The sequence below is a fragment of the Streptomyces sp. NPDC110618 genome (assembly GCF_055657065.1).
The window spans coordinates 1-13,919 of record NZ_JBVKBN010000041.1 but is presented as its reverse complement, the minus strand read 5'-3'; the positions used below and the strand labels follow the sequence as shown (position 1 = coordinate 13,919).

The following is a 13,919-nucleotide window of genomic DNA, read 5'->3' as shown; positions in this document are numbered from 1 at the left end:
GAGGACGGCGCCGGTATGGGCTGGGTAACCGACTGGAGTGCGCAGGCGGCCTGCCGCACTACCGATCCGGATGAACTGTTCGTTCAGGGAGCAGCGCAGAACAGGGCCAAGGCGGTGTGCACCGGATGTCCGGTACGCACGGAATGTCTGGCCGACGCGCTCGACAACCGCGTCGAGTTCGGCGTGTGGGGAGGAATGACCGAGCGGGAGCGCCGCGCACTGCTGCGCAGGCGGCCCACAGTCACCTCGTGGCGCCGGCTGCTGGAGACGGCTCGTACGGAGTACGAGCGCGGGGCGGGCCTGGTGCCGCTCGACGACGACCAGGTGTACGAGAACTACGCGGCGGTGAGCTGACGGCACCCCAGAGGGCTCCGCCGGCCGACCCGCTGGGCGGTTCAGGCGCCGGGAGTGGGCAGCTCCGGCCGGCCTGCCGCCAGGCGGTCACCGATGTCCCGCAGCCCCGTGAGGTCATGCACATCGCCGGGCAGCGCGGCCACTTCGGCCACCGCCACCTCGGGGTGGAGCGCGGTGAAGCGGTCGCGTGTGCGCTGCTCACGGGAGAGCAGCTGCATACGGTCCGCGTGCAGCCTCAACAGGCCCGCGGCGAGCCGGTCCGTGGTGGGTGCCGGGGCCGGAGCCGGGTCCTGGTCGGCGGGGGAGCCTTCCTCGGTGGCCTCGGTGGCCTCGGTGGCCTCGGTGGCCTCGGTGGGCTTGGCTGTCTCGGATGTTTCGGCGGCCTCGGTCACGGACCCGGACGCGGGTCCGTCCGCGAGCCCGGATGCGGGAGATTCTGAACTGCCGTACGTGTCGGGAGAGTTACGAAGTCCAGCTTTCCCGTCCTCCTGATCCACAATGCGGGACTCCTCAAGATTTTCCGCGGCGGCGAGCGCCCGCTCGGCCGACAGCCGGTCGGCGCCGCTGCCGTGGACCCGGTTGAGGACCAGACCCGCCAGCGGCATGTCCTCCGCGGCCAGCCGCTCCACGAAGTACGCGGCCTCCCGCAGCGCGTCCCGCTCCGGCGCCGCGACCACCAGGAACGCCGTCCCGGGCGCCTGGAGCAGCTTGTACGTGGCGTCCGCGCGGGTACGGAAGCCGCCGAACATGGAGTCCATCGCGGCCACGAACGTCTGCACGTCCTTCAGCAGTTGCCCGCCGAGCAGCTTGCCGAGGGCGCCGGTCATCATCGACATCCCAACGTTCAGGAACTTCATCCCGGCCCGGCCGCCCACCTTCGCGGGGGCCAGCAGGACGCGGATCAGCTTGCCGTCGAGGAAGGAGCCGAGCCGCTTGGGCGCGTCCAAAAAGTCCAGCGCCGAGCGGGAGGGCGGGGTGTCCACGACGATGAGGTCCCACTCGTCCTTCGCCCGAAGCTGCCCCAGCTTCTCCATCGCCATGTACTCCTGCGTGCCCGCGAAGCCCGCCGAGAGCGACTGGTAGAAGGGGTTGCCCAGGATCGCGGCGGCCCGTTCGGGGTCCGCGTGCGCCTCGACGATCTCGTCGAAGGTGCGCTTCATGTCGAGCATCATGGCGTGCAGTTCGCCGCCGCCGGAGTCGTCGATGCCCTTCACCCGGCGCGGGGTGTTGTCGAGCGAGTCGATGCCCATGGACTGGGCGAGCCGACGCGCGGGGTCGATGGTGAGCACCACGACCTTCCGGCCGCGCTCGGCGGCCCGCAGCCCGAGCGCCGCGGCGGTCGTGGTCTTGCCGACACCGCCGGAGCCGCAGCACACGATGATCCGGGTGCCGGCATCGTCCAGCAGCGGGTCGATGTCGAGGGCCCGCGCGGGGGAGAGGCGATGGTGGGCCTGGGACTTGGACGGGTGGGCGTGGGCGTCCGGGCTCATGTCATCCCCTGCTCTCGCAGCTCGGTGGCCAGCTCGTACAGCCCCGCCAGGTCCATTCCCTCGGTGAGCAGCGGCAGTTCGTGCAGCGGCAGGCCCAAATCGGCGAGCACCGCGCGCTGTTCCTGCTCCAGCGCGTAGCGCTCGGCGTATTCCTCGGCCTGCTGCAGCAGCGGCGTCACCAGCCGCTCCGCGTGCCCGCCGCGCCGCGCACCGCCGAGCCCGGCCGCCGACAGGGACTGCGCGATGGCCGTACGGGGTGTGGCCCGTACGAGTTCCAGCTCCTCGGCGTCCAACACCTGCGGGCGCACCATGTTCACGATGACCCTGCCCACCGGCAGGCGTGCCGCGCGGAGTTCGGCGATGCCGTCGGCGGTCTCCTGGACCGGCATCTCCTCCAGCAACGTCACCAGGTGCACCGCCGTCTGCGGGGACTTCAGCACCCGCATCACGGCCTGCGCCTGATTGTGTATCGGGCCGATCTTGGCGAGGCCCGCCACCTCGTCGTTGACGTTCAGGAACCGGGTGACGCGGCCGGTGGGCGGGGCGTCCATGACGACGTAGTCGTAGACGAACCGCCCGCTCTTCTCCTTGCGCCGAACCGCCTCGCACGCCTTGCCGGTCAGCAGGACGTCGCGCAGGCCCGGGGCGATGGTGGTGGCGAAGTCGATGGCGCCGAGCTTCTTCAGGGCCCGGCCCGCGCCGCCCATCTTGTAGAACATCTGGAGGTAGTCCAGAAGGGCCAGTTCGGGGTCGATGGCCAGCGCGTACACCTCCCCGCCCCCAGGAGCGACGGCGATCTTCCGCTCCTCGTAGGGCAGCGCCTCTGTCTCGAAGAGCTGCGCGATGCCCTGCCTGCCCTCGACCTCGACGAGGAGCGTGCGCTTCCCCTCGGTGGCGAGGGCGAGCGCGAGCGCGGCGGCGACCGTGGTCTTTCCGGTCCCGCCCTTGCCGCTGACGACCTGGAGCCTGCTCACGTATTCGAGCCTAACCAGTCGGTCGCCGGATCACGCCGGAGGCTGTGGACAACGTGCGCGCGAGCGCCTGTACGACAGGGGCTAAAGTCGGCCACATGACCAAGTGGGAATACGCGACTGTGCCACTGCTCGTCCACGCCACGAAGCAGATTCTGGATACCTGGGGCGAGGACGGCTGGGAGCTCGTCCAGGTCGTGCCCGGGCCGAACAACCCCGAGCAGCTGGTGGCCTACCTGAAGCGGGAGAAGCAGGCGTGAGCGCGGTCGAGGCGAGGCTCGCCGAACTGGGGCTGACGCTGCCGGCCGTGGCGGCGCCGCTGGCCGCGTACCAGCCCGCCGTGCAGTCGGGCGTGTACGTCTACACCTCCGGCCAGCTCCCCATGGTGGACGGCAAGCTCCCGGTCACCGGCAAGGTGGGCGCGGAGGTCACGGCGGAGGAGGCCAAGGAGCTCGCCCGCACCTGCGCGCTCAACGCCCTCGCCGCGGTCAAGTCGGTCGCGGGCGACCTGGACCGCATCGCGCGCGTGGTGAAGGTCGTCGGCTTCGTCGCCTCCGCCACGGACTTCACCGGCCAGCCGGGCGTCATCAACGGCGCCAGCGAACTCCTCGGCCAGGTCCTCGGCGACAAGGGCGTCCACGCCCGCAGCGCGGTGGGCGTAGCGGTCCTCCCGCTGGACGCCCCGGTGGAGGTCGAGGTCCAGGTGGAGCTGACTTCGGCGTAACGGGCGGTGGTACGGGGGCCGCCCCACCAGGTTGCCCGCAGCCATGCCGACCTAGCTGCGGGCAGTGGTGCCGCTGGGGCGGCACGGGTGGGCTGGGGGTGCCCCCTCTGGGGGAGGCACCCCGCACGCGCGGGTGAGCGGATCCACCCCCACGGCCACCCCCACCAGATCAGCCACCTCTCGAACATCCGCGCGCCCCGAGATAGCCTCCGGACATGGCGAACGGTCAGTGGTATCCCCCGGAGTGGCCCGACCGCATCCGCGCACTCGCGGACGGCGCCCTCACCCCGGTGCCGCCCAAACGCGCGGCGACGGTCATGCTCCTGAAGGACACCGACACCGGCCCCGCCGTGCACATGCTGCGCAGACGCGCCTCCATGGCCTTCGCGGCCGGCGCCTACGCCTACCCCGGCGGTGGCGTCGACCCGCGCGACGACGACCACCAGGTCCGCTGGTCGGGCCCCACACGCGCGTGGTGGGCACAGCGTCTCGGCGTCGACGAGCTCGGCGCCCAGGCGATCGTCTGCGCCGCCGTACGCGAGACGTACGAGGAGGCAGGCGTCCTCCTCGCCGGGCCGACCCCGGAGTCCGTCGTCGGCGACACCACCGGCGAGGACTGGGAGGCCGACCGCGCCGCCCTGGTCGCCCGGGACCTCTCGTTCGCCGAGTTCCTCGACCGCCGCGGCCTGGTCCTGCGCTCCGACCTGCTCGGCGCCTGGACCCGCTGGATCACCCCGGAGTTCGAGAGCCGCCGCTACGACACCTGGTTCTTCGTCGCCGCCCTCCCCGAGGGCCAGCGCACGCGCAACGTCTCCACGGAGGCCGACCGCACGGTATGGACCGCCCCCGGGGACGCGGCGGCCGCGTACGACAAGGGCGAGCTGCTGATGATGCCGCCGACCATCGCTACCCTGCGTCAGCTGATGCCGTACGCCACGGCCGCCGAGGCGCTCGCCGCCGCTCCCGCGCGGGACATGACGCCGATCATCGCCGAGGCACGCCTGGAGAACGGCGAGATCGTGCTGTCCTGGCCGGGACACGCCGAGTTCACCAAGCACATCCCGACCACTCCGACCGGTGGAGCCCCCGCATGACGGACGCCAGTACCCTTCCCGGCCAGCCGCGGGGCGGGGTTCACTCGGGCCCCGCCACCCCGCGCGCGGTGAACGTCCTCGCGCCCAACGCCTCCGCCATGACCCTGGACGGCACGAACACCTGGATCCTGTCCGAGCCCGACTCCGAGCTGGCCGTCGTGGTCGACCCGGGCCCGCTGGACGAGGGGCATCTGCGGAACGTCATCGACACCGCCGAGAAGTCCGGCAAGCGCGTCGCGCTTACCTTGCTGACGCACGGCCACCCCGACCACGCCGAGGGCGCCGCCCGCTTCGCCGAGCTCACCCGTACCAAGGTCCGGGCCCTGGACCCGGCGCTGCGGCTCGGCGACGAGGGGCTCGCCGCCGGGAACGTGGTCGACGTCGGCGGTCTGGAGCTCAGGGTGGTCCCGACCCCCGGGCACACCGCCGACTCCCTGTGCTTCCATCTCCCGGCCGATCAAGCGGTCCTGACCGGCGACACCATCCTCGGGCGCGGAACGACCGTCGTGGCCCACCCCGACGGCCGTCTCGGCGACTACCTGGACTCCCTGCGGCGTCTGCGCTCACTCACCGTCGACGACGGCGTGCACACCGTGCTTCCCGGCCACGGCCCGGTCCTGGAGGACGCGCAGGGCGCCGTCGAGTTCTACCTCGCCCACCGTGCCCACCGCCTCGCCCAGGTCGAGACCGCGGTCGAGAACGGCTACCGCACACCCCAGGAGGTCGTGGAACACGTCTACGCGGACGTGGACCGCTCCCTGTGGCCGGCGGCGGAGCTGTCGGTACGGGCCCAGCTGGACTACCTGACCGAGCACGGGCTGATCTAGGCAGCCTCTAGTCGGGCCTGGGTGCCTTCACGCCGTGCACGCGCGCGTACTCCTCCGCCAGCCACGGGCCCAGGTCCTCGACGTAGGACCGTAGGACGGCCGCGTCGCCCGTCGGCTCGTAGCCGCTCACCGCCGCGACGCGCATCTGCTCGGCGCGCTCCGGGTAGTACGCGCCGAAGGCCTCCGCCATTTCCAGCAGATCGCTCGTCCAGCCGTTCCAGCGCGGCATGACCAGGGTGAACCCGGTGCGGACGAGATGGCGCGACATGAACCGTACGAGGGGCCTGCGGGCCTCCTCGCAGTCGCCGGCGGCCGCGATCCGCTCCCGCCAGCGGGGCAGCAGCAGGGCGAGGTCGCCGTTGGTCTCCCGCGCGAGGAGGGAGTCGGGCCGGTAGCGCGGCAGGTACTCGGCGAGGTCCTCGCCGAGCAACGGGGTGCACAGGCAGGCGATGAACCACCCCAGGTCGTAGCGCTCCAGCTCGCTCAGCACGCGCGCCTTGCCGTACAGCAGCGTGCCGACCCCGTCGATGCGCCGGAACTCCTTGTCCAACCCCTCGCCGAGCACGCGCGCGTCCTCGCGGTCGGCGTCGGTCGGCTCGGCGTGCAGCACGACCAGCAGATCGAGGTCGCTGTGTCCCACGCGCGCGGTGCCGCGCGGAATCGACCCGTAGAGGTAGGCGCTGTGCAGCCGCGCCCCGAACACATCGAGCAGCCGGTCGCGCGCGGCGGCGACGACGGGCCGGAAGTCGTCGGACACCAGGGCGAGCGAGCCCTCGCGCTCGATGTACCCCTGACCGTCGAGACCCTTGCCCAGCGCCGTGTCAGCCATGACCTCACTGTGCCAAAGCCGCCCTGGTCAGGCATACGGAAACAGGGCCCGCCTCGTGAGGAGACGGGCCCTGTGACAGCCGTACGGCCGAGTGGTGGGCGTCAGCGGGAACGCTTGGCCAGGCGCTCGACGTCCAGGAGGATCACCGCGCGGGCCTCCAGGCGCAGCCAGCCGCGCTGGGCGAAGTCGGCGAGGGCCTTGTTGACCGTCTCGCGGGACGCGCCGACCAGCTGGGCCAGCTCCTCCTGCGTGAGGTCGTGGACGACGTGGATGCCCTCCTCGGACTGCACGCCGAACCGGCGCGACAGGTCCAGCAGGGCGCGCGCGACACGGCCCGGGACGTCCGAGAAGACCAGGTCGGACATGGCGTCGTTGGTGCGGCGCAGGCGGCGGGCGACGGCGCGCAGCAGCGCGGTGGCCACCTCGGGGCGCGCGTTCAGCCAGGGCTGGAGGTCGCCGTGGCCGAGGCCGAGCAGCTTGACCTCGGTGAGTGCGGTGGCGGTCGCCGTGCGCGGGCCCGGGTCGAAGAGCGACAGCTCACCGATGAGCTCACCCGGGCCGACGACGGCGAGCATGTTCTCGCGGCCGTCGGGGGAGGTGCGGTGGAGCTTGACCTTGCCCTCGGTGACCACGTAGAGCCGGTCACCGGGGTCGCCCTCGTGGAAGAGGGAGTCGCCGCGCGCGAGGGTCACCTCACTCATGGAGGCGCGGAGCTCCGCGGACTGCTCGTCATCGAGCGCCGCGAAGAGCGGGTTGCGCCGCAGAACGTCGTCCACGAGTTCTCTCCTTGTCGACCTGCTCAGGGGATCTTGCTCCCCCTTGGTACCAGGGGACCGTGCTCCCCATTTTGCCGGACCGTCCAAACAGTGTGATCTGTCACAAGGATGCCGCACAGGTGTCCCGAGTTAAGCGGCAGGGGTCCAATTGGGCGCCGATCTTCAGGGCTCGGGGCGGATGTCGGTGCCGGGCTTTAGGCTGGCCGGGTGTCCAAATCGCCGGTGAGAGCACAGGCCAAGGGGGCTGGGCGGGTGGTTGTACGTCGTGATTCCGCTGTGGGCGAACAGAACCCTGGTGGCGCAAAGAAACCGGCAAAAGCGGCAAAGGGTGCGGTGGCCCCGGTGAAGACGGCTGCCGCGAAGAATGCGGTGGCGACGAAGAAGGCGGCGGCCCCGGTGAAGGCAGCGGCCACGAAGAAGGCGGCCACGAAGAAGGCGGCCACGAAGAAGGCGGCCCCCGCGAAGCGCGCGGCCGCGAAACCCGCCAAACCCGAGTCCCGCACCGCCCTCGTCCGCCGGGCCCGCCGTATCAACCGCGAGCTCGCCGAGGTCTACCCCTACGCCCACCCCGAACTGGACTTCGACAACCCCTTCCAGCTCCTGGTCGCCACGGTGCTGTCCGCCCAGACCACCGACCTGCGCGTCAACCAGACCACTCCCGCCCTCTTCGCCAAGTACCCCACCCCCGAGGACCTGGCCGCCGCCAACCCGGAGGAGGTCGAGGAGATCCTGCGGCCCTGCGGGTTCTTCCGGGCCAAGACCAGGTCGGTCATAGGGCTGTCCAAGGCTCTGTCCGAGCAGTTCGGTGGCGAGGTGCCGGGACGGCTGGAGGACCTGGTCAAGCTGCCCGGCGTCGGCCGCAAGACCGCCTTCGTGGTGCTCGGCAACGCCTTCGGGCGGCCCGGCATCACCGTGGACACGCACTTCCAGCGGCTGGTGCGGCGCTGGAAATGGACCGAGCAGACCGACCCGGACAAGATCGAGGCCGAGATCGGGGCGCTGTTCCCCAAGAGCGACTGGACCGATCTGTCGCACCACGTGATCTGGCACGGCCGCCGCATCTGCCACGCCCGCAAGCCGGCCTGCGGCGCCTGCCCCATCGCCCCGCTCTGCCCCGCGTTCGGCGAGGGCGAGACGGACCCGGAGAAGGCGAAGAAGCTCCTGAAGTACGAGAAGGGCGGCTTCCCGGGCCAGCGCCTGAAGCCCCCGCAGGCCTATCTCGACGCCGGTGGCAAGGCGGCCCCGCCGCTGGGGGCCGGATGACGGGCCCGAGCCGGCCCCCGACAGACCCTCGGGGTCGATCTCAGGGTCGATCCCCGGGTCCGGCCCAGGAACGATCGCGGCGCCGCCCGGCGTTGGAACCGGCAGGACGACGGGGGTGGCGATGACACGAGCGAGCCATACACAGGGCATGCCGGTGACACTCAGCAAGGAGGGCCTGCCCGCCTGGCTGGACCCGGTCGTGCGCGCCGTGGAGACCGTCGAGCCGGCCCAGCTCAGCCGCTTCCTGCCGCCGGAGAACGGCACCGGGCGGCAGTCCGCCGTACTGGTCCTGTTCGGTGAGGGCGAGCGCGGCCCCGAGCTGCTGCTGATGGAGCGGGCGGGCTCGCTGCGCTCCCACGCGGGCCAGCCCTCCTTCCCCGGCGGCGCCCTCGACCCCGAGGACGGCGATCCGAAGACCGACGGGCCGCTGCGGGCCGCCCTGCGCGAGGCCGAGGAGGAGACCGGGCTCGACCCGTCCGGGGTCCAGCTCTTCGGCGTCCTGCCCCGCCTCTACATCCCGGTCAGCCATTTCGTGGTCACCCCCGTCCTCGGCTGGTGGCGCGAGCCGAGCCCGGTCGGGGTCGTCGATCCGAACGAGACGGCCCGCGTCTTCACCGTCCCCGTGGCGGATCTCACGGATGCCGCCAACCGCGCCACCGCGGTCCACCCCAGCGGCCACCGAGGCCCGGCATTTCTGGTCGAATCGGCTCTGGTCTGGGGTTTCACCGCCGGGATCATCGACAGACTGCTGCACTTCGCGGGCTGGGAGCGGCCCTGGGACCGGGAGAAGCAGGTCCCGCTCGACTGGCGGTCATGACAGGGTGGTCGCCGTGTTGTGTGAAATCGGGGGGCCGGGAAGTGACGAGGCGAGGCGTTAAGCGGTGAACGTGCTGGACATCCTGCTGCTGCTCGCCGCGGTGTGGTTCGCGATCGTCGGCTACCGGCAGGGCTTCGTCGTCGGCATCCTGTCGGTGATCGGCTTCCTCGGTGGCGGACTCGTCGCCGTCTATCTGCTCCCGGTGATCTGGGACGCCCTGACGGACAACTCCGAGGTGAGCACCACCGCCGCGGTGGTCGCCGTCATAGTGGTGATCGTCTGCGCCTCCGTCGGCCAGGCCCTGACCACCCACCTCGGCAACAAGCTGCGCCGCTACATCACCTGGTCCCCGGCCCGCGCCCTGGACGCCACCGGCGGCGCCCTGGTCAATGTCGTCGCGATGCTCCTGGTCGCCTGGCTGATCGGCTCCGCCCTGGCCGGCACCACCCTGCCGACGCTCGGCAAGGAGGTCCGCAACTCCAAGGTGCTGCTCGGGGTCGCCCGGGCGCTGCCCGACCAGGCCGACACCTGGTTCGCGGACTTCTCCTCCGTCCTCGCGCAGAACGGCTTCCCGCAGGTCTTCAGCCCGTTCGCCAACGAGCCCATCACCGACGTCCAGCCGCCCGACCCGGCGCTCGCCAACAGTGCGGTGGCCACGAAGGCGAAGCGATCCATCGTCAAGGTCGTGGGCACCGCGGACAGTTGCGGCAAGGTCCTGGAGGGCACCGGCTTCGTCTTCGCCGACCGCCGGGTGATGACCAACGCCCATGTGGTGGGCGGCGTCGACGAACCCACCGTCCAGATAGGCGGGGAGGGCCGCAAGTACGACGCCCAGGTCGTCCTGTACGACTGGAAGCGCGACATCGCGGTCCTCGACGTACCGGATCTGGACGCGCCCGCGCTGCAGTTCACCTCCACCGACGCCCGCAGCGGGGACGGCGCGATCATCGCGGGCTTCCCGGAGAACGGCGCCTACGACGTTCGCGCGGCCCGTGTCCGCGGCCGCATCCCGGCCAACGGCCCGGACATCTACCACCGCGGCACCGTGCACCGCGATGTGTACTCGCTGTACGCGACCGTCCGCCAGGGCAACTCCGGCGGCCCGCTGCTCACGCCCGAGGGCAAGGTGTACGGCGTGGTCTTCGCGAAGTCCCTCGACGACGCCGAGACCGGCTACGCGCTCACCGCGGACGAGGTCAAGGAGGACATCGCCGCCGGGCGCAGGGCGAACCAGCAGGTGGACAGCGACAGCTGCGCGCTGTGAGCCCCGCTGCTCAGCCGCGCGGGTGGCGCAGGCGCACCGAGACCCAGCGGGCCCGGCGGCGCAGGATGCGCGGAATCCCCACCCGGGGGTCGGAACCCGCGAGTTGCGGGGCGCTGCCGCCCTGGCGGCCGCTCAGAGAGCTGCCCGAGCGGCGGTTGCGTGCTACGTCGTTGTAGTCGTGCGTCCAGCCCATACCCCGACGTCTGCCCCTGCCCCAAGGTCGATAACCGCCCCCAGGGCCCCCAATTGGCCTATGCGCCGGGCAAGTGGCCGTTCGTAGGACAGGTGTTCAGCCACCGATACCGGGAGCTTCCGAACCGTCACCGATCGGGTTCGGGGTCCTTCAGCCAATTGACCAGTTCCGTCGTGAAAGCGACCGGATCCTCCTCGTGCGGGAAGTGTCCGAGTCCGTCGAACAGACGCCAGCGGTAGGGGGCTTCCACGTATTCGCCGGAGCCCGCCGCGCTGCGGGTGCGCATCACGGGGTCTAGGGAGCCGTGCAGATGCAGGGTCGGCACCCGGACCGGGCGCTTCATCCGGCGGTTGAACTGGATGCCGTCCGGCCGGGCCAGCGAGCGGACCATCCAGCGGTACGGCTCGATCGAGCAGTGCGCGGTGGAGGGGATGCACATCGCGCGGCGGTAGGTGTCCACCGCGTCGTCCTCCGGCAGCCGGGGCCCGGACCAGTCCCGGATCAGCCGTCCGACCAGCGCCCCGTCGTCGGCGGTGAGCCTGCGCTCGGGGATCCAGGGCCGCTGGAACCCCCAGATGTAGGAGGACGCGGAGGTCTGGCGGACGTCGGAGAGCATCGCCGAGCGCCAGCGCCGCGGATGCGGCATGGAGGCCACCGCGAGGCGCCGTACGAGCTTCGGGCGCATCACCGCCGCCGTCCAGGCCAGGTAGCCGCCCAGGTCGTGCCCGACGAGGGCGGCGTCCGGCTCCCCGAGGGAGCGGATCACGCCGGTGATGTCGAGCGCCAGGTTGGCCGGGTCGTAGCCACGCGGGGTGCGGTCGCTGCCGCCGACGCCCCGCAGGTCCATGGCGACGGCCCGGAACCCGGCGTCCGCGAGCGCCGGGAGCTGGTGCCGCCAGGTCCACCAGAACTGCGGGAAGCCGTGCAGGAGCATCACCAGCGGCCCGTCGCCCATCTCGGCGATGTGGAAGCGCGCGCCGTTGGCGGCCACGTCCCGGTGGGTCCAGGGGCCGTCGAGTCGTGCGATCGAGGCGGATTGCGCCGAAGGGGTGGCCGGGTCCGTCATGATGTCGAGCGTGCCACAGCCTCGATGGCGGCGGGCGACCGGTCCTCCAGCTCCGGCGCCGGACGCGGGTGGGGCTTGGCCTTCTGCAGGACGCCCGCGGTCTCCTTCATGGAGGCGGCGACCTTCTGCGGGCCCTTGCTCTTCTTGGCCTTCTTCGCGAAGTAGACGCCGATCAGCGCGAGCACCACGGCGATCAGCACGTTCGCGGCGAAGGAGAGCAGGAAGCACAGGGCGAGGTTCCAGTCGCTCCAGGTCCGGATGCCGTACGCCAGGGCGAAGTTGAGCATCGGCAGGGAGAACACCAGCACCCCGCCGGCCACCATGAACGCGCCACCGCTGGTCGCCCCGCGCTTCACGTCCTGCTTGAGCTGTGCCTTGGCCAGCGCGATCTCGTCGTGCACCAGGGCCGACATCTCGGTCGTCGCCGAGGCGAACAGCTGGCCGATGCTGCGTTCGGCGCCGACCGGGCTGCCGTCGGGTGCGCTCATCGCGTTCTCCCTCTTCTGACCGTCTGGGTGAGGTCTCGACATTTGTACCGTCCCGTCAGATCATGCCCGACGGCCGTTCTCCTCGCCTGCCCCGCCCGCCACTTCGGCAAGCCGTGCCAGCTCCGCGGCCTTCTCCTCGGCGATCCGCCGGTGCTCGGCGGCCTTGTGCTCGTGGATGGCGGCCATCCGCAGGTGGTACTCCGGGTCGTCCTCCTCGTAGATGTCGGGGATGCCCGAGTGGTCCTCGTCCCGCTCCTCGGCCTCGGTCATCCGCCGGTACTTGGCGTTGCGGATCTTCAGCAGCACCGTCGCCAGCAGGGCCGCGATCAGGGAGCCCATGAGGACGGACGCCTTGACCTCGCCGGTGAGGGCGGCGTCGTCCTCGAAGGCCAGCTCGCCGATGAGCAGCGAGACGGTGAAGCCGATCCCGGCGAGCGTGGCCACCGCGAACAGGTCCGCCCAGGCCAGGTCGTCGCTGAGCGAGGCCCGGGTGAACCGCGCGGTCAGCCAGGTGCCGCCGAAGATGCCGACCGTCTTGCCGACCACGAGCCCGAGCACCACGCCCAGGGTCTCCGGGTGGGTGAACACCTTGCCGAGCGCGTCCCCGGACAGCACGACACCGGCGCTGAACAGGGCGAACAGTGGGACGGCCACCCCCGCCGAGAGGGGCCGGACCAGGTGCTCGATGTGCTCGCCGGGGGAGTGCTCCTCGCCCTCGTGGGGGTGGCAGCGCAGCATCAGGCCCATGGCGACACCGGCGATGGTGGCGTGGATGCCGCTGTTGTACATCAGCGCCCAGATCACCACCGCGAGCGGGACGTAGACGTACCAGCCGCGCACGCCCTTGCGCAGCAGCAGCCAGAAGACCACCAGGCCGGCGACGGCGCCGCCGAGGGCCGCGAAGTTCAGGGTCTCGGTGAAGAAGACGGCGATGATCAGGATCGCGAAGAGGTCGTCGACGACGGCGAGGGTGAGCAGGAAGGCGCGCAGAGCGCTCGGCAGGGAGGTGCCGATCACGGCGAGCACGGCGAGCGCGAAGGCGATGTCGGTGGCGGTGGGCACCGCCCAGCCGTCCAGGGAGCCGCCGCCGGAGAGGTTGGTCAGGGCGTAGACGAGCGCGGGCGCGGCCATGCCGCACAGCGCGGCCACCACGGGCAGTACGGCCGCCTTGGGGTCGCGCAGATCACCGGCGACCAGTTCGCGTTTGAGCTCGATACCGGCGACGAAGAAGAAGATCGCGAGCAGTCCGTCGGCCGCCCAGTGCGCGACCGACAGATCGAGGCCGAGGGCGGAGGGTCCTATGTGGTAGTGGCTGACCTCGGCGTAGCTGTCGCTCAGTGCGGGGACGTTCGCCCAGATCAGGGCGGCCACGGCGGCGGCGAGGAGCAGGACACCGCCGACGGTCTCGGTGCGCAGCGCGTCCGCGACGAAGTTCCGCTCGGGCAGCGACAGCCGCCCGAAGGCCTTGCGGGGGGTGCGGGGCGTGGACACGGGAACCTCCGGGAAGCGGGCAGCACAAACACTTGCCGACCAGACTTCCCGGCGCACCTTGTGGAACTTTACGTGTTGTTTAGCGTACCTAACCTGTGCGGCCCCGGCACGCGAGGGCCGTACGTGCGCGAGCGGAGCGCCCCGCGGGGGAGCGCTCCGCTCGTCGGCCGGTGGAGGGGGATGCTCCTATGGATGTCAAGCGGCTTCGGCGAGGTCGCTGTGGGTGGCGTCGCGCCCGGTGTGCGGTGTGTGGAGTGACTTGATGAGGATGC

At 71.4% G+C, this 13,919-nt stretch carries 16 protein-coding genes; 8 read left to right on the top strand and 8 right to left on the bottom strand.

Translation table 11 applies throughout. The features are described from left to right. Positions 1-15 precede the first annotated feature (15 nt). Entirely contained in the window at positions 16-354 is a 339-nt protein-coding gene (wblA, locus tag ACZ7L7_RS36710; protein ID WP_063608098.1) for a transcriptional regulator WblA, read from the top strand. A 41-nt stretch (positions 355-395) separates the two neighbouring features. Here wblA and bagB read toward each other — a convergent pair whose 3' ends face one another. Beyond that, on the bottom strand, positions 396-1,844 hold the full coding sequence (gene bagB / locus ACZ7L7_RS36705; RefSeq protein WP_472077983.1) for an ATPase BagB: 1,449 nt from the start codon (positions 1,842-1,844) through the stop codon (positions 396-398). Continuing rightward, positions 1,841-2,818, bottom strand: a complete 978-nt coding sequence (gene bagA / locus ACZ7L7_RS36700; protein ID WP_285514261.1) for an ATPase BagA — start codon at positions 2,816-2,818, stop codon at positions 1,841-1,843. Before bagA ends, bagB begins: the two co-directional genes overlap by 4 nt. A 95-nt stretch (positions 2,819-2,913) precedes the next feature. Here bagA and ACZ7L7_RS36695 point away from each other — a divergent pair, with 95 nt between their 5' ends. From ACZ7L7_RS36695 to ACZ7L7_RS36680, 4 genes are all read left to right on the top strand, one after another. Continuing rightward, on the top strand, positions 2,914-3,075 hold the full coding sequence (locus ACZ7L7_RS36695; RefSeq protein ID WP_003975360.1) for a DUF4177 domain-containing protein: 162 nt from the start codon (positions 2,914-2,916) through the stop codon (positions 3,073-3,075). Further along, positions 3,072-3,539 (top strand): RidA family protein, encoded by a 468-nt coding sequence (locus tag ACZ7L7_RS36690; RefSeq protein WP_285514260.1) that lies wholly within the window; start codon positions 3,072-3,074, stop codon positions 3,537-3,539. The genes ACZ7L7_RS36695 and ACZ7L7_RS36690 overlap by 4 nt, the downstream gene beginning before the upstream one ends. A gap of 215 nt (positions 3,540-3,754) precedes the next feature. Continuing rightward, positions 3,755-4,633 (top strand): NUDIX hydrolase, encoded by an 879-nt coding sequence (locus tag ACZ7L7_RS36685; RefSeq protein ID WP_285514259.1) that lies wholly within the window; start codon positions 3,755-3,757, stop codon positions 4,631-4,633. Next, entirely contained in the window at positions 4,630-5,460 is an 831-nt protein-coding gene (locus ACZ7L7_RS36680) for an MBL fold metallo-hydrolase (protein WP_471592677.1), read from the top strand. The genes ACZ7L7_RS36685 and ACZ7L7_RS36680 overlap by 4 nt, the downstream gene beginning before the upstream one ends. A 7-nt stretch (positions 5,461-5,467) precedes the next feature. Here ACZ7L7_RS36680 and ACZ7L7_RS36675 read toward each other — a convergent pair whose 3' ends face one another. Then, the gene (locus ACZ7L7_RS36675) at positions 5,468-6,289 is read right to left on the bottom strand and encodes a nucleotidyltransferase domain-containing protein (RefSeq protein WP_285514257.1); all 822 of its coding nucleotides are present in this window, start codon (positions 6,287-6,289) and stop codon (positions 5,468-5,470) included. Positions 6,290-6,390: 101 nt separating this feature from the next. Next, a complete protein-coding gene (locus ACZ7L7_RS36670; protein ID WP_015658871.1) occupies positions 6,391-7,065 on the bottom strand; it encodes a Crp/Fnr family transcriptional regulator in 675 nt (224 codons plus the stop codon). Between the two features lie 333 nt (positions 7,066-7,398). Here ACZ7L7_RS36670 and nth point away from each other — a divergent pair, with 333 nt between their 5' ends. The 3 genes from nth (at position 7,399) to ACZ7L7_RS36655 (ending at position 10,409) form a co-directional block, all read left to right on the top strand. Further along, positions 7,399-8,328 carry an endonuclease III gene (nth, locus tag ACZ7L7_RS36665; RefSeq protein ID WP_471431089.1) on the top strand — a complete coding sequence of 310 codons (930 nt, stop codon included), beginning with the start codon at positions 7,399-7,401 and terminating at the stop codon, positions 8,326-8,328. A gap of 121 nt (positions 8,329-8,449) precedes the next feature. Next, the gene (locus ACZ7L7_RS36660) at positions 8,450-9,145 is read left to right on the top strand and encodes an NUDIX hydrolase (RefSeq protein WP_453605341.1); all 696 of its coding nucleotides are present in this window, start codon (positions 8,450-8,452) and stop codon (positions 9,143-9,145) included. Positions 9,146-9,209: 64 nt separating this feature from the next. Then, complete coding sequence (locus ACZ7L7_RS36655) at positions 9,210-10,409, top strand: MarP family serine protease (RefSeq protein WP_285514255.1); 1,200 nt, start codon at positions 9,210-9,212, stop codon at positions 10,407-10,409. A 10-nt stretch (positions 10,410-10,419) separates the two neighbouring features. Here ACZ7L7_RS36655 and ACZ7L7_RS36650 read toward each other — a convergent pair whose 3' ends face one another. From ACZ7L7_RS36650 to nhaA, 4 genes are all read right to left on the bottom strand, one after another. Then, entirely contained in the window at positions 10,420-10,602 is a 183-nt protein-coding gene (locus ACZ7L7_RS36650; protein WP_093721953.1) for a hypothetical protein, read from the bottom strand. 127 nt (positions 10,603-10,729) lie between these two features. Then, positions 10,730-11,668, bottom strand: a complete 939-nt coding sequence (locus ACZ7L7_RS36645; protein WP_453605344.1) for an alpha/beta fold hydrolase — start codon at positions 11,666-11,668, stop codon at positions 10,730-10,732. Further along, positions 11,665-12,156: a phage holin family protein gene (locus ACZ7L7_RS36640; protein WP_285514253.1), complete on the bottom strand. Its 492-nt coding sequence runs from the start codon at positions 12,154-12,156 to the stop codon at positions 11,665-11,667. Before ACZ7L7_RS36640 ends, ACZ7L7_RS36645 begins: the two co-directional genes overlap by 4 nt. A 60-nt stretch (positions 12,157-12,216) precedes the next feature. After that, complete coding sequence (gene nhaA / locus ACZ7L7_RS36635) at positions 12,217-13,647, bottom strand: Na+/H+ antiporter NhaA (RefSeq protein ID WP_285514252.1); 1,431 nt, start codon at positions 13,645-13,647, stop codon at positions 12,217-12,219. Positions 13,648-13,919: the final 272 nt, after the last annotated feature.